Source organism: Hoeflea sp. IMCC20628 (assembly GCF_001011155.1).
Taxonomy (GTDB): Bacteria; Pseudomonadota; Alphaproteobacteria; order Rhizobiales; family Rhizobiaceae; genus Hoeflea.
Map to the genome: position 1 here is coordinate 3,179,602 of NZ_CP011479.1, position 18,607 is coordinate 3,198,208.

20 protein-coding genes are annotated in these 18,607 nt (G+C 58.5%); 11 read left to right on the forward strand and 9 right to left on the reverse strand.

Annotated elements, in window-relative coordinates:
- The 4 genes from IMCC20628_RS15055 to IMCC20628_RS15070 are packed head-to-tail and all read right to left on the reverse strand — an operon-like array spanning window position 1 to window position 3,343.
- Window positions 1-219, reverse strand: coding sequence for a hypothetical protein (locus IMCC20628_RS15055; RefSeq protein ID WP_047030902.1), 219 nt, complete (start codon window positions 217-219; stop codon window positions 1-3).
- A gap of 1 nt (window position 220) precedes the next feature.
- Window positions 221-598, reverse strand: coding sequence for a membrane protein (locus tag IMCC20628_RS15060; RefSeq protein ID WP_047030903.1), 378 nt, complete (start codon window positions 596-598; stop codon window positions 221-223).
- A 46-nt stretch (window positions 599-644) separates the two neighbouring features.
- On the reverse strand, window positions 645-1,853 hold the full coding sequence (gene glcE / locus IMCC20628_RS15065; protein WP_156174685.1) for a glycolate oxidase subunit GlcE: 1,209 nt from the start codon (window positions 1,851-1,853) through the stop codon (window positions 645-647).
- A gap of 5 nt (window positions 1,854-1,858) precedes the next feature.
- Window positions 1,859-3,343 carry an FAD-linked oxidase C-terminal domain-containing protein gene (locus tag IMCC20628_RS15070; RefSeq protein ID WP_047030905.1) on the reverse strand — a complete coding sequence of 495 codons (1,485 nt, stop codon included), beginning with the start codon at window positions 3,341-3,343 and terminating at the stop codon, window positions 1,859-1,861.
- A 352-nt stretch (window positions 3,344-3,695) separates the two neighbouring features.
- Here IMCC20628_RS15070 and IMCC20628_RS15075 point away from each other — a divergent pair, with 352 nt between their 5' ends.
- From IMCC20628_RS15075 to IMCC20628_RS15090, 4 genes are read left to right on the forward strand one after another with little or no spacing between them, the layout of a single operon-like run.
- Window positions 3,696-4,523 (forward strand): FCD domain-containing protein, encoded by an 828-nt coding sequence (locus IMCC20628_RS15075; RefSeq protein WP_047030906.1) that lies wholly within the window; start codon window positions 3,696-3,698, stop codon window positions 4,521-4,523.
- The gene (locus IMCC20628_RS15080) at window positions 4,520-5,305 is read left to right on the forward strand and encodes a (Fe-S)-binding protein (protein WP_047030907.1); all 786 of its coding nucleotides are present in this window, start codon (window positions 4,520-4,522) and stop codon (window positions 5,303-5,305) included. The genes IMCC20628_RS15075 and IMCC20628_RS15080 overlap by 4 nt, the downstream gene beginning before the upstream one ends.
- 20 nt (window positions 5,306-5,325) lie before the next feature.
- Window positions 5,326-6,762, forward strand: a complete 1,437-nt coding sequence (locus IMCC20628_RS15085; RefSeq protein WP_047030908.1) for a LutB/LldF family L-lactate oxidation iron-sulfur protein — start codon at window positions 5,326-5,328, stop codon at window positions 6,760-6,762.
- A complete protein-coding gene (locus IMCC20628_RS15090; protein ID WP_047030909.1) occupies window positions 6,759-7,430 on the forward strand; it encodes a lactate utilization protein in 672 nt (223 codons plus the stop codon). The genes IMCC20628_RS15085 and IMCC20628_RS15090 overlap by 4 nt, the downstream gene beginning before the upstream one ends.
- Here IMCC20628_RS15090 and IMCC20628_RS15095 read toward each other — a convergent pair.
- Window positions 7,427-8,134 (reverse strand): MOSC domain-containing protein, encoded by a 708-nt coding sequence (locus tag IMCC20628_RS15095; protein WP_047030910.1) that lies wholly within the window; start codon window positions 8,132-8,134, stop codon window positions 7,427-7,429. The genes IMCC20628_RS15090 and IMCC20628_RS15095 overlap by 4 nt on opposite strands.
- 260 nt (window positions 8,135-8,394) lie before the next feature.
- On the opposite strand from IMCC20628_RS15095, the gene IMCC20628_RS15100 reads away from it, so the two are divergent.
- The 5 genes from IMCC20628_RS15100 to IMCC20628_RS15120 all read left to right on the forward strand — a co-directional run bounded on the left by IMCC20628_RS15100 (window position 8,395) and on the right by IMCC20628_RS15120 (window position 12,948).
- A complete protein-coding gene (locus IMCC20628_RS15100) occupies window positions 8,395-9,036 on the forward strand; it encodes a LysE family translocator (RefSeq protein ID WP_047030911.1) in 642 nt (213 codons plus the stop codon).
- A 1-nt stretch (window position 9,037) separates the two neighbouring features.
- On the forward strand, window positions 9,038-9,676 hold the full coding sequence (locus tag IMCC20628_RS15105; RefSeq protein WP_047030912.1) for a hypothetical protein: 639 nt from the start codon (window positions 9,038-9,040) through the stop codon (window positions 9,674-9,676).
- A gap of 31 nt (window positions 9,677-9,707) precedes the next feature.
- Complete coding sequence (locus tag IMCC20628_RS15110) at window positions 9,708-10,442, forward strand: 16S rRNA (uracil(1498)-N(3))-methyltransferase (protein ID WP_047032618.1); 735 nt, start codon at window positions 9,708-9,710, stop codon at window positions 10,440-10,442.
- A 143-nt stretch (window positions 10,443-10,585) separates the two neighbouring features.
- Window positions 10,586-11,959: a glutamate--cysteine ligase gene (locus IMCC20628_RS15115; RefSeq protein WP_047030913.1), complete on the forward strand. Its 1,374-nt coding sequence runs from the start codon at window positions 10,586-10,588 to the stop codon at window positions 11,957-11,959.
- Window positions 11,960-12,087: 128 nt separating this feature from the next.
- The gene (locus IMCC20628_RS15120) at window positions 12,088-12,948 is read left to right on the forward strand and encodes a DUF937 domain-containing protein (protein WP_047030914.1); all 861 of its coding nucleotides are present in this window, start codon (window positions 12,088-12,090) and stop codon (window positions 12,946-12,948) included.
- Window positions 12,949-13,069: 121 nt separating this feature from the next.
- On the opposite strand, the gene IMCC20628_RS25665 is transcribed toward IMCC20628_RS15120, so the two are convergent.
- Entirely contained in the window at window positions 13,070-13,351 is a 282-nt protein-coding gene (locus IMCC20628_RS25665) for a DUF1127 domain-containing protein (protein ID WP_047030915.1), read from the reverse strand.
- 145 nt (window positions 13,352-13,496) lie between these two features.
- On the opposite strand from IMCC20628_RS25665, the gene IMCC20628_RS15130 reads away from it, so the two are divergent.
- Together IMCC20628_RS15130 and IMCC20628_RS15135 are read left to right on the forward strand one after the other, a co-directional pair.
- Entirely contained in the window at window positions 13,497-14,456 is a 960-nt protein-coding gene (locus IMCC20628_RS15130; RefSeq protein ID WP_047030916.1) for a LysR substrate-binding domain-containing protein, read from the forward strand.
- Window positions 14,457-14,543: 87 nt separating this feature from the next.
- Complete coding sequence (locus IMCC20628_RS15135; RefSeq protein WP_047030917.1) at window positions 14,544-15,650, forward strand: endonuclease/exonuclease/phosphatase family protein; 1,107 nt, start codon at window positions 14,544-14,546, stop codon at window positions 15,648-15,650.
- A gap of 9 nt (window positions 15,651-15,659) precedes the next feature.
- On the opposite strand, the gene IMCC20628_RS15140 is transcribed toward IMCC20628_RS15135, so the two are convergent.
- From IMCC20628_RS15140 to guaB, 3 genes are all read right to left on the reverse strand, one after another.
- Window positions 15,660-16,073 carry an MAPEG family protein gene (locus tag IMCC20628_RS15140; protein WP_047030918.1) on the reverse strand — a complete coding sequence of 138 codons (414 nt, stop codon included), beginning with the start codon at window positions 16,071-16,073 and terminating at the stop codon, window positions 15,660-15,662.
- Window positions 16,074-16,363: 290 nt separating this feature from the next.
- Entirely contained in the window at window positions 16,364-16,963 is a 600-nt protein-coding gene (locus IMCC20628_RS15145; protein ID WP_047030919.1) for a hypothetical protein, read from the reverse strand.
- Window positions 16,963-18,462 carry an IMP dehydrogenase gene (gene guaB / locus IMCC20628_RS15150; RefSeq protein WP_047030920.1) on the reverse strand — a complete coding sequence of 500 codons (1,500 nt, stop codon included), beginning with the start codon at window positions 18,460-18,462 and terminating at the stop codon, window positions 16,963-16,965. The genes IMCC20628_RS15145 and guaB overlap by 1 nt, the downstream gene beginning before the upstream one ends.
- Window positions 18,463-18,607 lie beyond the last annotated feature (145 nt).

Consider the following 18,607-nt stretch of genomic DNA (forward strand, 5'->3'; position numbering starts at 1 on the left):
CTATACTCTTTCCTGAATATCAAAAATATCTTTCCTAAAATTTTCGGCCATCTCTTGCGCTGTGATCTCAAAACCAGCGAATTTTATAGTCATATTACTCTTCTTGAATATTGATTTTATAAATGGTTGAAGTCGAAAAAAGACGACCATAAAAGCTATTGGCCAAGCTAGCGAAGCAACTGCAGACCAGAATTCAGCTTCTATAAATAAATCAGCCATGTCAGAGCAGCCAGCTTTGCGGATTGGCGATGGATTCGTTGCGGCCAAGTTTCTGGAGACCCACAACGGTGCGGACGATGACCCAGATTGCGACCAGGATCATTGTCAGCATGCCGATCATGACGATCATCAGCAGCCCGCTGATAAACACACCCAGAAGGCCGAGCCAGAAGGTTCTGATTGCCCAGGTGTAATGGCTCTCGAGCCAGGGCTCCGATTTGCCGCGATTGAGGTGGGCCAGCACAATGCCGACGATGCCGGTGATTCCGATGACGAAACTCGCCAGATACAGGATGTAGATGACCTGCAGATTGGCCTTGCCGGGTTCGAGCCAGCGATCTGTCTGGCGCGGTTCAGGGGCGTGGTCCGGATTGCTCATTGCGTGCTCCTTCGTTTGAAACTGGATCTTAAACCGCGATAATCTATCACATGGTGTCGGTCATGCGACCCGGATTGAGAATGCCGCCGGGATCGAACTGGTCCTTGATGCGCCGTGCCAGGGCCTCCAGCGGTTTGGGCTGTGGTTCGAACACCGGCACCGTTGTCCGGATGGCTGCATCGGCGCGCACCAGCGTAGCGTGACCGCCGCCAAGCGCCTTGATGTATTGGCGGATCAAATCGGCCTCGGGATCGGCTTCCATGCACAGCCAGACCAGACCTCCCTGCCAATCGTAAAACGCATTGACGCCGGTCTTGAGCCGCAGCGCCGCGACCAGTTGGTGGCCGGCGCTTGGGGCGACAGACACCCGCCAGACCGGCTTCATGCTGCCATCGGCAAAGGGTTTCACATCGCGGATGTCGCGCCAGAGATCGCGGGATCCTTCAGTCGCAAGCACTGTGACCTCGCCGCGACGGCTCATTTCCGCAACCAGCCGTTCGGTACGCACCGTGACAGACGGGATCAGGCCTTCGAGCCGCAGAACGGTCGCCGGGCCGCCGGGGAGACCACTGCCTGCGAACTTATGAATCACGCTTTCAGGCAGATGCGCCGCCCCCGACACTTCCACTGACATGGTCATGGCTGCGGCCATAGCTTCGGCGGCTTGTGCATCATTGAGACCGGACACAACAATCGAGACGGAGGTTTCAGGCTTCGGCAGTACCTTGAAAATGACTTCACAGAGAACTCCGAGTGTGCCCCAGGAGCCCGCCAGCAGCTTGACCAGATCGAGACCGGTGACATTTTTCATCACCCGGCCACCGCTTTTGACTAATTCGCCGGAGCCGTTGACGAAGCGGACGCCAAGCAGACTGTCACGTGCTGCACCTGCAAGGATACGCCGCGGGCCCGCGATGTTTGCGGCAAACACGCCGCCAATGGTTGGCTCGCCAGTTGAGCCGAGCAGTGGCCGGTAATCCATCGGCTCAAAGGTGAGCATCTGGTTGTTGGCATCGAGCGCCGCCTCGATTTCGGCAAGCGGCGTGCCGGCGCGGGCTGCCATCACCAATTCCGATGGATCGTAATTGGTGATGCCGCTGAGCCTTGCCAGCGACAGCGTCGCGGCGGATTGCACCGGCCGGCCAAAGCTCAGCTTGGTGCCGCTGCCCCTGATCTCGATCGGCTGCTTGGCGGCGTTTGCCTCGGTGACGATACGCGCCACATCGTCTTCGGTTTCGGGATACTGGATGTCCACCGCACTCATGCTGCTGTCCTGCCTTTATCGGCAGCGCTTTGATTGCCCGGCTGGCTGCCATTGCGACGGTCCAGGGGAAACACCTTGGACGGATTGAGGATCCATTTGGGATCGAAGGCGGCGCGCACGCGCATCTGCTGGGCCAGATCTATATCGGAATATTGGTGCCGCATGAGATCCCGCTTTTCGATGCCGACGCCATGTTCACCGGTCAGGCAGCCGCCGGCGTCGACGCACAGTTTGAGAATGTCGTTGCCCGCCATTTCGGCTTTCAGGCTTTCCTCGGGATCATTGGCATCAAACAGAATCAGCGGATGCATGTTGCCGTCGCCGGCATGAAACACATTGGCGACGCGCAGTCCGTAACGGTCGATGATCTCGCTGGTCTTGGCCAGCACATGGGACAGTTGCCCGAGCGGCACGGTGCCGTCCATGCAGATATAGTCGGCGATGCGGCCGGTGGCGCCGAAAGCCGATTTCCGGCCCTTCCAGATCAGCGCCGCTTCCGTCGCTGACTGGCTTTCCCGGATTGTCTTGACGCCATGCTTGCCGGCAATCGCAATGATGCGCTCCAGCATGGCGTCCATTTCTGCGTCCGAACCCTCGACCTCGACGATCAGCAACGCCTCGACATCCATCGGGTAACCGGCATGAGCAAAGGCTTCGCAAATTTCGATGGCCGGCTTGTCCATGAATTCGATGGCAACAGGAATGATGCCCGAGCCGATGATGTCGGTAACACATGCCCCGGCGGCCACGGAGGTTTCAAAACCGAACAGCACCGGACGCGCTCCTTCGGGCTTGGCAATCAGCCTGACGGTTGCTTCAGTGACAATACCGAGTTGGCCTTCCGAGCCGCAGATCAGCCCCAGCAGATCGTATCCTGCCGAATCCAGCGCCTTGCCGCCAATGTCGACGACAGAGCCATCGAACATCACCATCTTGACGCCCATCAGATTGTTGGTGGTGACGCCATATTTGAGGCAGTGGGCGCCACCGGAGTTCATCCCGATATTTCCGCCGATGGTGCAGGCCAGCTGCGAACTGGGGTCCGGGGCATAGAAGAAGCCATCGGCACTTACCGCTTCACTGATCGAAATATTGGTGACACCGGCCTGAACGATTGCCGCGCGGTTGGGGAAATCGACATCGAGGATCTGGTTCATCTTGGAGACACCAATGACAATGGCATCTTCCTGCGGGATCGCCCCGCCCGATAGCGACGTGCCGGCCCCGCGCGGAATCACCGGAATGGCATTGTCATTGCAATATTTCAGCACAGCCGAAACCTGGGCGGTGGTTTCAGGCAGCACAACCGCCAGAGGCATCCGGCGGTAGGACACGAAAGCATCGGTGTCGAACGGCATAAGTTCGCGCGCATCGGTGATCAGACAGGCTTCCGGCAGAAGCCCGGCAAGATCGGCAATGATGGCCGGACGGCGATCCATGACCGCTTTGTCAGGTTCCAAAAAGGCGATCAGTTCCGACATGGCTTGCTCCTCCGATTTCACGCGACGTCAACTTAGCCCCATGGCGTCACTGCAAGTGGTACTATTTATTTACCACTCATTTCCATGACGGGCAATACGATTTCCGTGCCTATTTTGCGCGACGAGCCGGACAACTGTGAAAATTACGCAATCTTCTGAGACAAATCGACAGGTATTGGATCAAGTCGGCAGCGCATCAGCGCAGCAAATGAATCGGGACCACCGGACGGGCGGAGGGCAAACCGCCAGTTTTCGGCTTGGTCGAAGGAAATTTCCATTAAATTGGATAAAAATATTGACCACCTTTCCCCACGCTTGATACGGTTCAGACAAGCGACCTTGGGAAACGGCGATGACCACCGACATTTTTGCACGCATTGCGCACAGCCGCACATCTGATGACGTTGTTCATCAGATAGAGGTTCTTGTGCTTGAGGGCATCTTGCGGGTCGGCGACCGGCTTCCCGGCGAGCGTGAACTGGCCAAGCAGTTCGATGTCTCGCGGCCGATCCTCCGTGAAGCACTCAAAGTTCTTGAAGGCCGCGGTCTGCTCTTGACCCAACATGGTGGCGGCACATTTGTCGCAGATGTCATTGGTCAGGTGTTCACCCGGCCGGTGATGGAACTGATCACCCGGCATCAAAAAGCAACGCTCGACTACCTGGAATACCGCCGCGAGATGGAAGGCATTAGCGCCGAATTCGCAGCCAGGCGAGCGACCAAGGCCGACAAGGCGCTTCTGACCCGCATTGTGACCGCAATGAAGGCCGCCCATCAGAAAGACGATTTCGAGGAAGAAGCCGCGATTGACGTCGAGTTCCACAGCGCCATCGGCGAATGCGCGCACAATATCATCCTGCTTCATACCCTGCGCTCCTGCTACAGGCTTCTGGCCGAAGGTGTGTTTTACAACCGTGCTCTGGTTTACAATTTGCCGGGTGCACGGGAACAACTGCTTGCGCAGCATCTGGCCATCTATGAGGCGGTGATGGCCGGCGACCCGGAAGCCGGCCGCCGCGCGGCTCAGGCTCATATTGATTTCGTTGCACGGGCAATGACGGACGCAGAACGCTCGGGTGACTGGGAGCGGGTTTCGAAACTTCGCCTGCAACAACGCGCTCCGGACCTTTCGGGTACCGACAAAACCACCAAGCAAAAACAATCGGAGGCGGCACAGTGACGTCGAGTGAAACGAAGGTTGCTGAGCAGCCGCGTGTAGGACTTTTTGCGACCTGTCTGGTCGATCTTTTCAGGCCCTCGGTCGGCTTTGCCAGTGTCAAGCTGCTGCAGGATGCCGGGTGCGAAGTGCATGTGCCGATAGCCCAGACCTGTTGTGGTCAACCCGCCTACAACACAGGCGACAGGGCAGATACGCGGGAGATCGCCGAACAGGTGATCGAGGCCTTTGAAGGCTTTGACTTTGTCGTCGCGCCGTCAGGTTCCTGCGCTTCGATGCTGAAAAAACACTATCCCGGACTTTTCAAGGGTGATGCCGCTTGGGAAGAGCGGGCGACGGCTTTCTCCGCAAAGTGCTATGAGCTGATCTCGTTCCTCACCGACGTGATGATGGTACGCGATACCGGCGCGGCGCTCGAAGCCAAGATCACCTATCACGATTCCTGCTCGGGATTGCGCGAGCTCAACATCAAGGACCAGCCGCGCAAGCTGCTCGGCAATGTCAGCGGTGTCGAAGTTCGTGAAATGGCGGACTCAGACGTTTGCTGCGGTTTTGGCGGAACCTTCTGTGTCAAATATTCCGACATATCCAACGCCATCGTCACCAAGAAAGTCGGTAACATAGATGCATCCGGCGCCGATATGCTTCTGGCCGGAGATCTTGGCTGCCTGATGAATATGGCCGGCAAACTCAAGCGCCAGGGATCTGACGTCGAGGTTCGCCATGTCGCCGAAGTGCTCGCGGGCATGACCAGCCAGCCGCCGATCGCCGGCTCTGGCAAATAGGCGGAACAGGGAGACACGCAATGGAACTCACCGCCAATAAATTCAAGGCCAACGCCTCCAAGGCACTTGTCGATGCGCAATTGCAAAAGGCGCTCGGCAATGTCGAGAAGGGCTTTATCGGCAAGCGGCAAAAATCCGTCGATGCGCTGCCGGAATTCGATGCGTTGCGCGACAATGCCCGCGACATCAAGAACCACGTGCTGGCGCATCTCGACCTTTACCTGGAAGAATACGAACAAAAGGTGACGGCCGCAGGCGGGCATGTTCATTGGGCGGAAACAGCGGAAGACGCGCGCCGCATCGTGCTCGACATCTGCAAGAAGGCCAATGCCCGCACGGTCACCAAGGGCAAGTCGATGATCACCGAGGAGATCGCGCTCAACGATCATCTCGAGGCCAACGGCATCGAGCCGGTGGAAACCGATCTGGGCGAATACATCATCCAGCTGCGCGGCGAACACCCGAGCCACATCATTGCGCCGGCGGTGCATCTCAACAAGGAACAGGTCGAGAGCGATTTCCGCCGTGTGCACACGCATCTGCCGGAAGGCCGCGACCTTTCCGAGCCGGTCTCACTGCTCAGCGAGGCGCGCGAAGTGCTGCGGCAGCGCTATTTTGCCGCCGATGTCGGCATCACCGGCGCAAATTTTCTCATTGCCGAAACCGGCACTTCGGTGATCGTCACCAATGAGGGCAATGGCGACCTGACCCAGACGCTGGGCAAGGTGCATGTCGTCGTTGCCTCGGTCGAGAAAATCGTGCCGACGCTAGAGGATACCTCGCAGATTCTCAGAGTGCTGGCACGCTCGGCCACCGGACAGGACATGAGCGTTTACACGACGTTTTCCACCGGGCCGAAGCGCGAAGAGGATCCGGATGGTCCGGATGAGTATCATGTGGTGCTCCTGGACAATGGCCGCTCGGCGATGCTCGGCACCGAATATCAGGACATGCTGCGCTGCATCCGCTGCGGCGCCTGCATGAACCATTGTCCGGTCTATCACGCGGTCGGCGGCCACGCCTACGGCTCGGTTTATCCCGGCCCTATGGGCGCGGTACTGACGCCATCGCTCAACGGCATTGACGAGACTGGACAATTGCCCAACGCCTCGACTTTCTGCGGCCGCTGCGAGGCGGTGTGTCCGATGCGGATTCCGCTGCCGAAGATGATGCGGCATTGGCGCGAGCGCGAGTTCGAGCGCAATCTGACGCCGCTGACTGCCCGCTATGGGCTGAAGGCCTGGGCGTTTTTTGCCAAGCGGCCAAAACTCTACCGCTTTGCCGCTTCGTTCGGCATGCCGCTGCTGTCGCTGCTGGGCGGCTCCTCACGGCGCTTCCGCTCGATGCCATTCGCTGGCGGCTGGACACGCTACCGCGATCTTCCAGCGCCGGAGGGCCGCACCTTCCAGCAGGCCTGGGCGCAACGTGAAGCACGCAAGCAGGAGACGGAACAATGAGCGCGCGGGACACAGTGATGGGCAAGATCCGCGCGTCGATGCGGGTTCAGACTTCAGATGATGAACGCCGGAATACCGTGGCTGCACGGCTGGCAGACGCGCCGACGGGCGTCATTCCGGCACGCGCGAAACTGCCTGCGGCGGAACAGGTCGAGCTGTTTTGCGCCATGGCCGAGCAGTTCGGCTCAACACTGGCTCGGGTGAGCGACTATGGCGATGTGGCTGCCGAGGTTTCGAGCTATTTGCGCGCCCGCAACCTGCCGGCGGCGATCCGGATCGGCACCGACCAGCGGCTGACACATGCCGGATGGGAATCCGAGAAAAACCTCGAACTGCGTCACGGGCCATCAGATGGCGGCGACCTTGCGGGCGTCAGCCATGCCACTGCTGGCATTGCCGAAACCGGTACGCTGGCGCTGATGTCGGGCCAGGACAATCCGACAACCATCAATTTCCTGCCCGAACACCACATCGTCGTGATCAGGGCTGCCGACATCAGAGGCGATCTGGAAAGCGTCTGGACCATGGTGCGCAAGCTCAAAGGCAAGGGTGAAATGCCCCGGGCGCTCAATCTGATCACCGGACCGTCACGCTCCGGCGACATCGAACAGACCATCCTGCTCGGTGCGCATGGCCCAAGGGCGGTGCACATCATTGTGGTCGATTAGCCCGGTCCGTCCAGACGGGCGGTGACGTCTTCGCTGTACTCCCGCTCGGCCTTGTGGCGGAACGCATCAGCCCATCCCGGTGCAAGCCGTGGCAGCTCAGCCATTGCAGCCGCAACATCCGGTGCAAGACGCGGGGTGAGCCTGGCGCGGGTGACGCGCTCCACGGTCCAACCCGGATTCGGACAGTCCAGACGCTGGATTTCATCCCCAATGCTGACAACGCCGGGCTCAAGCACACGGTAGTACCAGCCGGTGCGGGCCGTTTCCTGGAACAGCTTGGCCATGGTGCTCACGCCGGTGTGGGAATTGAGCTTCCAGCACGGCTGGCGTCCTTGTGAGATTTCGACGATCGCTGAGCCAAGCGTCAGCACATCGCCGATACAGAGATCCGACTCGGTCAGACCAAGGGTGGCAATGTTTTCCCCGAACCGGCCCGGCCCGAAACCCTGCGCAACCGTTCCAAGTTCAGACCGCCATTCAGGATAATGATCGGCGGCATAGTGGTGCACTGCCTTCTCCGTCCCGCCATGAACCGTCAGATCAGCCTGTTCGTCGTTGCCAAACCCGGTCAAATCCAGGTGCTGTGCTGTTTCGACCAACTGCTTGCCGATTGCCGAAGTCGGTTTGCCGGGCCAGCGCTGACGTGACCTGCCAACATACAGGCCAATTATTGTGGCGCGAAGTTCAGGTAGTGCGTTCACCATGCCGGCTCCTGATAACAAAAAATCTGGTCTTCATACCGCGGGCTCAAGTTCGACAGCCAGCACCAGGCTGTCACCGCTACTGGCCCAAATGAGTCGCGATGCTCCCCGCAATAAATCTCGGCTCGCTCGTGTTTGTCAAAACTGTCTTGGTCGAACTCGGGATCACCAGGAACTTCGAGTGAGTTGGTGGCCTTTGCAACATTGACGCGCGTTGGATTTTGCGGCTTTGTCGAGTCCTGATCGTTCTTGGATTTAACCTGATGCCCGTTTCACCCGAACATTTCGCAGCCTTCGTTGTGGCCAGCATCATCCTGCTGATCATTCCCGGTCCGACCATCATCATGGTGATCACTCAGGCCTTGGCGCATGGCCGCAAGGTGGCGTTCGCCAGTGTGCTGGGCGTCGGGCTTGGCGACTTGCTGGCAACATCGCTGTCGATTGCCGGTGCAGGCGCGCTGCTGGCGGCTTCGGCCACTTTGTTTCAGGCTTTGAAATTCGTTGGCGCGGCCTATCTGATCTGGATCGGCTACAAGATGTGGCGGACGCCGGTGAAAATTCCCGACATGTCAGAAGCGGATGTCGGGACTGATTCAGGCCGGCCAAGCGTCATTTTCCGCGATTCCTTCCTGATCACTGCGCTGAACCCCAAGGGTATCCTGTTCTTCGTCGCCTTCGTGCCGCAATTTATCGATCCCGCCCTGCCCTATGGACCGCAGGCAGCGACTTATGTGCTGGTTTTTACCATGCTTGCCATAATGAACGCAGCTTTGTTTGCATTTGCTGCGAGTGAAGCACGGCAAACCATACGCCGCCCGCGGGTGATGAAAGCAGCCATGCGTACCGGAGGATCGCTGTTGATGATGGCCGGTGTCGCGGCAGCATTGACCAGGCGCGCAAGCTGACATGCCGCTACAGAACAGGGTCAATCCAGCAGGCCATATCTGTTCGATTTCGGCGCGCGGGGAATTCATGGGCAATCGCGGCGGCGCATTGCACAATGTCGATCGCCGGGTTGTCCGGCCCCGGAAGAGCAGATCCTGGATCATCTGCCTGACGGAATTCAAGGGACGCCGCAGAAAGCTGATGCAGCCCGGCCGTTACACCGAATTGTTCTTTCTCGATGAAGTCACCGCCCTTGCTGCCGGACACCGGCCCTGCTTCGAATGCCGGCGCAAAGACGCGATTGCCTTCGCCGAAGCGCTGGGCCAGAGCCGTGGCGAAAAGCGTCCCTGCGCGCCCGCGATCGACCTGTTGCTCGCTGCCGAGCGCAAACTGAGCCCAAATGCCGCTGACCGGATCATTGCCCGGAGCACAGTCGCCTCCCTCTCTGATGGCGCGATGGTTCGGCAAGGTGAAACCCATTATGCCGTCCGCGCCGGAATGTTGCTGCCTTGGTCATTCAACGGCTACGATATCCCGGTGGAAGCCGAAACGCTGACCGCAGCCCCGATTTATCTGGCCACACCGCCCTCGACGGTTGATGCGCTCCGGCACGGCTATATTCCGGTCTTTCATTCCCACGCGTGGAGGCCCGAGTCTTGATCTTCGGATCGGCTTGGGCAAGAAGATCAGAATGCGTGCAAATTACAAACTTCAACGGCTTTATCTCGAATCCCCGCTGGCTCCTGGTGAGTCTGTGCCGCTTGGCAAGGAACAGGCCCATTATCTGCTGACAGTTCTGCGGCTTGATGATGGCGCACGAGTTCTGGTCTTCAACGGGCGTGACGGCGAATACGGCGCAACGCTGCGGCCGCAAGGCAAGAAGTCGGCAAATCTCGAAATCGGGAAGCAGACCCGCGCGCAGCCTGAACCGTCTCGGCTGGATTTCCTGTTTGCGCCGATCAAAGTCGGCCGGCTGGACTACCTCGTGCAAAAAGCCACGGAAATGGGCGTTCGCAAAATCACGCCGGTGTTCACGGATCATACCCAGCTTCACAAGGTCAATGACGGCAAACTGGCTGCCAATATTCTCGAAGCTGCGGAGCAATGCGGCAACCTCGCCATCCCGGAGCTGGGTGAAGCGGTGAAACTCGAGGCAATGTTGGCAAACTGGGATCCGGAGCGCCGGATCATTTTCTGCAATGAAAGCCAAGCCGGCAACAATCCAGCCGGCATTTTGTCTGCCATCATCGAACGGGATCTGGCGCTTCTGGTCGGTCCGGAGGGCGGATTTTCCGAACGGGAACGGGAGATGCTGACCACCTTGCCGTTTGTCACACCGATTCCGCTGGGACCGCGCATCCTGCGTGCTGACACCGCCGCCGTGGCGGCATTAACCGCTGTTCAGATGACAATCGGCGACTGGTAAAACTGCCCGCTGGACCCATGATCAATCTTCTTTGATCCTGCAATCAGGGATTTTCGCTTGCAAGCCGGGCCATTTCCGGTCCAAGCAGCATGAGCATGCGTGGTTTCAGATCGCGCCGATGACATAGAGAAAAAGGGCCAGCCATGGCACGCGATACCACGGATGACACCCCGATCAGTTCAGTCAACGATCTGGCCGACTGGATGGCTGCCGGCTGCAAACCGCAGGAAAACTGGCGGATCGGCACCGAGCACGAAAAATTCGTGTTTTACACCAAAACCCACGAACCGGTGCCCTACGAAGGTGAACGCTCAATCCGGGCGCTGCTTGAAGGCATGGCGATGATGCTCGGCTGGGAGCCGATCATCGATGCGGGCAAGATCATCGGACTGGTCGAGCCGACCGGTGCTGGCGCCATCAGCCTGGAACCGGGCGGGCAATTCGAGCTGTCGGGCGCACCGCTTGAAACCATTCACCAGACCTGCCGCGAATCAAATGCGCATCTGGCGCAGTTGCAGGAAATCGCCGAGCCTCTGGGAATCGGCTTTCTGGGCATCGGCGGCAGCCCGACCTGGTCGCTGGCCGAAACTCCGAAAATGCCCAAATCGCGCTATGACATCATGACCCGCTACATGCCGAAGGTCGGTAGTCAGGGACTCGACATGATGTACCGGACCTGCACGATCCAGGTGAACCTCGATTTCTCGTCGGAAGCCGACATGCGGCGCAAGATGCAACTCGGCATGAAGCTGCAGCCACTTGCGACTGCGCTGTTTGCCGCCTCCCCTTTCACCGAAGGCAAGCCCAATGGGCTGGTCTCCTGGCGCGGCGATATCTGGCGCGACACCGACAACCAGCGGTCGGGTCAGTTGCCGTTTGTCTATTCCGATGATTTCAGCTTTATCGACTATGTTGAATGGGCGCTCGACGTGCCGATGTATTTCGTGCTCCGCGATGGCCATTACCACGAGGCGACACATGTCACGTTCCGCCAGTTCATGAACGGCGCGCTGAAGGGCGAACTCGCCCAGCCAATGCCGACCATCGGCGACTGGACCAACCATCTCGGAACACTGTTTCCCGATGCCCGGCTGAAGCGCTTCATCGAAATGCGCGGCGCTGATGGTGGTCCATGGCGGCGGATCTGTGCCTTGCCGGCATTCTGGGTTGGTCTGCTCTATGATGAAAACGCGCTTGGCGAGGCACTGGAACTTGTCCGCGACTGGAAGCTGGATGAGGTCAACCACATTCGCGACACCACGCCACGCGATGGACTGAACGCCAGGATCAATGGTCACTCGCTGCGCGACATTGGCCGCGAAGTTCTGGGTATCTCCCGGCGCGGACTGGTCAACCGGGCATGCCTGAATTCCGAAGGCAATGACGAAAGCCATTTCCTCGCCCCGCTGGAAGAAACCATCGCCCGCGGCACCACGCTGGCCGAAGAGATGCTGGCGCTTTATCACGGGCGCTGGAATGGCAAGGTTGATCCGGTATTTGACGACTACGCCTACTAGATCAAGCATAACCTGCCATCCACGCGACGCTGGCGCCGAATCAGAATTACCGCCCTAGGCACACTGCTTTGGGCGGTATAGTCTTTGCTCAAGCCTATGATCAGGCGATTGAGGAGAGACACAGTCCAATGATGCCGCTTTTTGACATGATGATGAATGCCCAGAACGGTGAAGCCATGCAGAATATGGCAAAACAGTTCGGCCTCGACGAGAACCAGATGCAGCAAGCGGTGGCAGCACTGATGCCGGCTTTCTCCACCGGTTTGAAGCGCAATGCCTCCAATCCGATGGATATGTCCAATTTCCTTTCCGCTCTCGCAGGCGGCAATCATGCGCAGTATTTTGAGGACATGCAGAATGCCTTCAGCCCGCAAGGCAAGCAGGAAGGCAACGGCATATTGGGCCATCTCTTCGGATCAAAGGAGGTCAGTCGCGCAGTGGCAGCCCAGGCGGAAGCGGCTACCGGCATCGGTCAGGAAATTTTCAAGCAGATGCTGCCGGTTCTGGCAACTTCGATCATGGGCGGATTGTTCAAGCAATCGACCGGTCAGATGCAGGCCAATGCGATGGGCGGGTCCAATCCGATTGGCGATCTGATCACCGACATGATGCGCCAGGGCATGGGCGGAGCGAAGGCAAAACCAACACCGCAGGCGTCACCAATGGACAATCCATTGGGGCAAATTCTCGAAGGCATGTTTGGTGGTGCTCAGAAGAGCCCGCAGAAACAAACCGGGGGAAATCCCTTTTCCGACAATCCTCTCGGCCAGATTTTTCAGGACATGCTTGGCGGCGCCATGGGCGGCGGACAGTCGCAGCAGGCACCTGAACCGGATCAACAACCTGACCGGACGGCACCAGCAGCTAATCGCAATCCTTATGACGATCTGTTCGGCAAGATGTTCGATTCTGGCAAAGAAGTGCAGCAAGGCTATCAGAAAAACATGGAATCGATTTTCGACCAGTACCTTCAGGGCATGAAACGCTAGAACGGTGGTCTAGAATATTTACCGCAAAAAACCCGGCCGCGCTGACTCCGGAAGAGTTTGCGGCGGCCGGGTGAAAAGCGGGATACAGGGAAGTATCCCGCGGGGGACCTGCAAGAACGGTTCAGAGGCAGCTGTTGCGCCGCGCGCAAAACGACAATTCAGCTGTTGGATCAGCGGTGAATGGGACGGCAATTGCGCTGCGCAAATCATCACGGGTCAAACCGATATCGGCCAATTGATGATCCGAAAGCTGCTGCAGTTTTCCGGCTGTACGTCGATTGAGCAGGACGCGCACCAAAGCCATACCCTTGCCGGAGACGGCGTAGGTGGCATTGACGAAAAACTGACCTGCATTGATGGAGCGGGCAACAGTCCGATTGGCAGCGAAACTGCGGGCGTTCATGGTAACATTCCTTAGTCAAATGGCGCCGATTGAACTTTGGGCCAGCGCAAAACCCAACGTGCACCATCTATGTCTCAAATATCCATTGATCAGACCAGCGAATGTTTCTAATCTCTATCATCAAATAGATTGATAGGAAGCTGCCATGCCCGCGCCACTCGACATCGACCAGTTGCAGACCTTCGTGGCCATTGTCGACACCGGCAGTTTCACGCGCGCAGCGGACAAGGTGTTCAAGACCCAGAGTGCGGTATCGATGCAGATGCGGCGACTCGAGGAGCGGGTCGGCAAGACACTGTTCGTCCGCGATGGCCGGCTCAACCGTCTGAGCGAAGACGGCGAACGGATGCTGGGCTATGCCCGCCGTATCATCCGGCTCAACAATGAAACCATTGCCGCCTTTGATGATCATCAACTGGAGGGCCTGATCCGGATCGGCACGCCGGACGACTATGCCGACCGCTACATGCCCGGCATCATCGCCCGTTTTGCCAAGACCAATCCGAATGTCGAGCTGTATATCGAATGCGAACCTTCCAGCGAACTTGCGGCCAGGCTGGCGCGCGGCGAGCTTGATGTGGCGCTGGTCACCCATAATCCGCGTGAGCGGACGTCAGAGGTAGTGCGCACCGAGCCACTGTACTGGGTCACCTCGATGAACCATGCGGTGCATGAAGATGCAGTGGTTCCGCTCGCCGTCGGCCGGCGCTCCTGCCTATGGCGCAATCTGGCCTGCTCGGCACTTGATTCAGCCGGACGTGACTATCAGGTGCTGTTTACCAGCTGGTCGGCAACTGTTGTCGCCTCGGCAGTGTTGTCGGGGCTTGCGGTCTCGTTGCTGCCGGAGTGTGCGGTTCGTCCGGGCATGCGCATCCTGTCATCCGCAGATGGTTTCCCGGCATTGCAGCCGGCCCAGATCGGTCTGATGAAGCGCCCTGGTGCACCGGCAGCCCTGGTCAACGCAATTTGCGGACACATCGCAGCCAGCCTCGACAACATCACGCCGGTGGGCGCAGAAGACAAGCCGATGTCAGGAGCTTCAGGAACCTCTACCCGCAGGGATCTCAGAGGACGCCCGGATATTGCTGCAGTGCCTGCCTGGTAAGGGCCAGAGGCTGCTCGCCAGTGCAGCCTGACATTGTGGTGGGTTTCGGCTATACTCTTTGAGCTGAAAGCTGAGAGAGGAAATGGCATGTCGTTCATTTCATCCATTCGCTATATCAAGCCCGATGAACACCGGGCTTTTGTTGCTGAGCGGCTCAAGGCGCTCAAGAAGCAGCTTGATGACGAAATCCGCGATCAGACCAGTGACAACTCGTTGCGATTGGCAACGTGGAACATCATGCACTTTTCCGATGGCGGCGCTTACGACCGGACGACGGAATCCCTGCTCTACATTGCGGAAATCATCGACCATTTCGATCTTGTGGCGATCCAGGAAGTCAATCATGACCTGAAGAGATTCGAGCTCTTGATGCAGCGCTATCTCGGCGGCGACTGGGACTACATTCTCACAGACGCCAGCGGAAACCGTGAGCGTCTGGCCTTTGTTTACCGCAAGGCAAAGGTGCGCTTCCTGCGCGAAGCCGGTGAAATTGTTCTGCCGGAAGGCCAGGAAATCGTTGCCCCGGATCAGGAAGACGCCACACGCAAATTGCAGTTCGCACGAACACCCTTCGCGGTCACATTCCAGGCCGGATGGTTTCGTTTCAAGCTTTGTACAGTGCATATCTATTATGGAAAATCCGGGGACAATTCGCCGGAAATGGAACAGCGACGCAGCGAGATCGAGAAAATCGCAGTCTTTCTTGCCAATGTACAGAAAACAGAAAAACGAAGCTCGGGAACAGATGCCAACATGATTTTGCTGGGTGATTTCAACATCATCAGTCCCAAGCACAAGACCATGCAAGCACTGCTTGATGCCGGGTTCAAGACCACCGGGGGCATTGAAAATGCAGCGACAAGCCTGTCAGGCAAACACCATTACGACCAGATAGTCTTCAAGCTCGCCGAACGCAGGGTAAAACTCGGAGCTTCGGGCGTTCTCGACATTTTCAAGAGTGTATATCGCAGCGAAGATGCAAAGCATTATGCGACCAAGTCAGGCATCAAGAAGGTGTCCCATGGCAGGGACGACAATCCCCGCACGGAAGAAAAGGCCATCGACTATTTCCGCCAATATTACCGCAAGCACCAGCTGTCAGACCACAATCTGCTTTGGTGCGAGGTCAAGACGGATTTTTCAGGCCATTATCTCGATGCCGTGGCAGCCGGACAGGATCCGCGCAGCATGTAGACGCCAAAATCAAGCGATGTGGATCGCGAGCAGCAGCCACTGCACAAGATTGATGGCCAGGCTGACGATGAACAGCGAGCGGCGGATCCTGATCCGGTTGCTTGTCATGTGCACATAGGAGTGCGCCACGCGTGCCAGCACAAATCCCCAGGCCACCACCACCGCGGCCACTCCTGCACCGCCCGTCACATATAGAGACAGGCAGGCCGCGAAGAACAGCACCGGCAGCTCGAACTGATTGGACAGGTTGCGGGCAGCGGTGGCGCTGGGTTCCGGCTCGATCGAGGGAACCTTGAAGTCCGAAGGCTTGGCTACACCGGCCTTGACCGCGCCGATCCGCCGCGAGGAGACGGTGATGTAAATCACATAGATCAGAAGCACCTGGGCCAGAACCGGCCAGAAAATTGCAGTGGATGTGGTCATGAGTGAGACGGCCCTACCGTTGAGAATGCCGTTTGAGCGTAGATGGGTTCAGTAGCGTTCACAAGATTGGGCATCCGATGTGGTTGATTGGGGTGTGCAGTGTTTCACCGCTGCTCAACCAGGCACCTCGAGCAGAACGCCATTATTGCCTCCGTACAAGACGGCACATAATCTCGTGCTCTGGATGCTGACCGGCAAGACAGGCAGATGGGGCTATCGAGATCGCGAAGCGCACCCGCCATCTCGAACCGCGCCGCTCTATTTGTAAGCAAACACTGACAGAGTGCGGTTCATGTATCCGCTTTTGTGGAGCGCATGCGTTTGCGCCGGGCGATCCAGAGCGCGACAATCAGGACAATTGCGACGATGAGGCTCAGATATTTGCCGCGGGTGAGCACCTGCAGCACAAACACCATTTGCTCGTTGAAGGCGAGCATGATCGCCTTCGGGCCGTAGATCGTATCTGCCACAGCATTTTCGAAAAAATCAAAGCCCAGATAGGCAAATGCCAATGCCAGCGCCAGGCCAAGCCCGACCTTGGCCAGCCGCGGCGTCTCCGCCTGATCCTGGCGGCTGTATGTCGCCGCAAAAGCGCAAAACGCGATGCTCATGGCCAGCAAGGGCGGAAACAACAGGTCGAACCCCGCGTGCAGAGCCAGATAGGCTTCTGACGCGCTTTGCCGGCCTTCCACTTGCGCTGCCGAAAAATCAGCAACAAACACGTCGAACAAAGCACGCGCGGCGTCTGCGTCATAGCCCAGCGGCACTCCGTCGGGCAGTTGCCAGCCACCAAGCAAAGCGCTGATCGCAGCCGATTCAACCAGCGCCATATAGGCAAACAGCCCGGCCGTGACCAGGCACAACAGCCAGCCGGGCCACAGCCGTTTCATTACATCGCGCCGGGATAGTTGGGGCTTTCACGGGTGATGGTGACATCATGGGTGTGGCTTTCACGCAAGCCCGCCCCGGAGATGCGCACAAATGTCGCCCGTTCATGGAAGCTTGGGAGATCAGCCGCGCCGACATAGCCCATGGCGGCCTTGAGACCACCGGCAAGCTGATGCAGCACGCCCGACACAGGGCCCTTGTAAGGAACCTGGCCTTCGATGCCTTCGGGAACCAGCTTCAGCGTGTCGCGCACCTCGGCCTGGAAATAACGATCCGCCGAGCCGCGCGCCATGGCGCCAACCGAGCCCATGCCGCGATAGGCCTTAAACGACCGTCCCTGATGCAGATAGACCTCACCGGGGCTTTCGTCGGTGCCTGCGAGCAAGGATCCGATCATCACCGCCGAGGCGCCGGCGGCAATCGCCTTGGCCAGGTCGCCGGAATATTTTATGCCGCCATCGGCAATCACCGGAATACCATGTTTCTGGGCTTCGTCGACGGCGCTCATGATCGCCGAAAGCTGCGGAACGCCGACGCCTGCGACGATGCGGGTGGTGCAGATCGAGCCTGGTCCGATGCCGACCTTGACCGCATCGGCTCCGGCGTCGATGAGAGCCCGTGTGCCTTCTGCGGTTGCGACGTTACCGGCCAGGATGCGCACCGAGTTGGACAGCTTCTTGGCGCGGGTGACCGCGTCGAGAACGCGCTGCGAATGGCCGTGGGCGGTGTCAATCACCAGCAGATCAACGCCGGCGGCAATCAGACGCTCGGCGCGTTCAAACCCGTCTTCACCGACTGAAGTTGCGGCGGCGGCGCGCAGCCGTCCCTGCTCGTCCTTGGAGGCATGCGGGTTGAGCTGCGATTTCTCGATATCCTTGACAGTGATCAATCCGACGCAGCGGCCTTCTCCGTCAATCACCACCAACTTTTCAATGCGGTGGCTGTGCAGCAGCCGCTTGGCTTCTGTCTGATCAACGCTTTCCTTGACCGTGACCAGGTTTTCGTGGGTCATCAACTCGCGGATCTTCTGATCCGGATTGGAGGCGAAGCGCACATCCCGGTTGGTCAGGATGCCGACCAGAAAACCCGGTCCGCCGGCGCCGTCGCGATGCTCGACCACCGGAATACCGGAAATGCCGTGCGCCTTCATCAGACCCAGCGCCTCCGACAGCGGCGCTTCAGGGCTGATCGTCACCGGATTGACCACCATTCCGCTTTCGAACTTCTTGACCTGACGGACCTGTTCAGCCTGCTCTTCCGGAGTCAGGTTGCGGTGAATGACGCCGATGCCGCCGGCTTGCGCCATGGCAATGGCCAGTCGCGATTCGGTCACCGTGTCCATCGCGGACGAAATGATAGGAAGATTGAGCTCGATATCGCGGGCAATGCGGGTCGCGATATTGGCCTGTCCGGGCATGACTTCGGAATGACCCGGCTGCAGCAGCACATCGTCAAAAGTCAGCGCTTCAATGCCTGTTATGGTTTGGATAATCTTTGCCATCGCCTGTCGGTTCCGTTCGTTCGGGGCCGGCCCGAACCGGACCGCCCGGTGCTATTTCGGGTCTTTGCGTTGGCAGCGGCAAGTACCATGCTTCCGCCAGTTGTGAAAGAGCGCGGATGCGTTTGATCACCGAAATTTGCCGCAG

Coding starts and splice junctions, on each gene's coding strand:
- IMCC20628_RS15130 (WP_047030916.1), top strand. CDS start 13,497: ATGCCCGCGCCACTCGACATCGACCAGTTGCAGACCTTCGTGGCCATT.
- IMCC20628_RS15105 (WP_047030912.1), top strand. CDS start 9,038: ATGCCGCTACAGAACAGGGTCAATCCAGCAGGCCATATCTGTTCGATT.
- IMCC20628_RS25665 (WP_047030915.1), bottom strand. CDS start 13,351: ATGAACGCCCGCAGTTTCGCTGCCAATCGGACTGTTGCCCGCTCCATC.
- IMCC20628_RS15085 (WP_047030908.1), top strand. CDS start 5,326: ATGGAACTCACCGCCAATAAATTCAAGGCCAACGCCTCCAAGGCACTT.
- IMCC20628_RS15095 (WP_047030910.1), bottom strand. CDS start 8,134: ATGGTGAACGCACTACCTGAACTTCGCGCCACAATAATTGGCCTGTAT.
- IMCC20628_RS15060 (WP_047030903.1), bottom strand. CDS start 598: ATGAGCAATCCGGACCACGCCCCTGAACCGCGCCAGACAGATCGCTGG.
- IMCC20628_RS15110 (WP_047032618.1), top strand. CDS start 9,708: ATGCGTGCAAATTACAAACTTCAACGGCTTTATCTCGAATCCCCGCTG.
- guaB (WP_047030920.1), bottom strand. CDS start 18,462: ATGGCAAAGATTATCCAAACCATAACAGGCATTGAAGCGCTGACTTTT.
- IMCC20628_RS15100 (WP_047030911.1), top strand. CDS start 8,395: ATGCCCGTTTCACCCGAACATTTCGCAGCCTTCGTTGTGGCCAGCATC.
- IMCC20628_RS15140 (WP_047030918.1), bottom strand. CDS start 16,073: ATGACCACATCCACTGCAATTTTCTGGCCGGTTCTGGCCCAGGTGCTT.
- IMCC20628_RS15090 (WP_047030909.1), top strand. CDS start 6,759: ATGAGCGCGCGGGACACAGTGATGGGCAAGATCCGCGCGTCGATGCGG.
- IMCC20628_RS15115 (WP_047030913.1), top strand. CDS start 10,586: ATGGCACGCGATACCACGGATGACACCCCGATCAGTTCAGTCAACGAT.
- IMCC20628_RS15075 (WP_047030906.1), top strand. CDS start 3,696: ATGACCACCGACATTTTTGCACGCATTGCGCACAGCCGCACATCTGAT.
- IMCC20628_RS15135 (WP_047030917.1), top strand. CDS start 14,544: ATGTCGTTCATTTCATCCATTCGCTATATCAAGCCCGATGAACACCGG.
- IMCC20628_RS15055 (WP_047030902.1), bottom strand. CDS start 219: ATGGCTGATTTATTTATAGAAGCTGAATTCTGGTCTGCAGTTGCTTCG.
- IMCC20628_RS15070 (WP_047030905.1), bottom strand. CDS start 3,343: ATGTCGGAACTGATCGCCTTTTTGGAACCTGACAAAGCGGTCATGGAT.
- IMCC20628_RS15145 (WP_047030919.1), bottom strand. CDS start 16,963: ATGAAACGGCTGTGGCCCGGCTGGCTGTTGTGCCTGGTCACGGCCGGG.
- IMCC20628_RS15120 (WP_047030914.1), top strand. CDS start 12,088: ATGATGCCGCTTTTTGACATGATGATGAATGCCCAGAACGGTGAAGCC.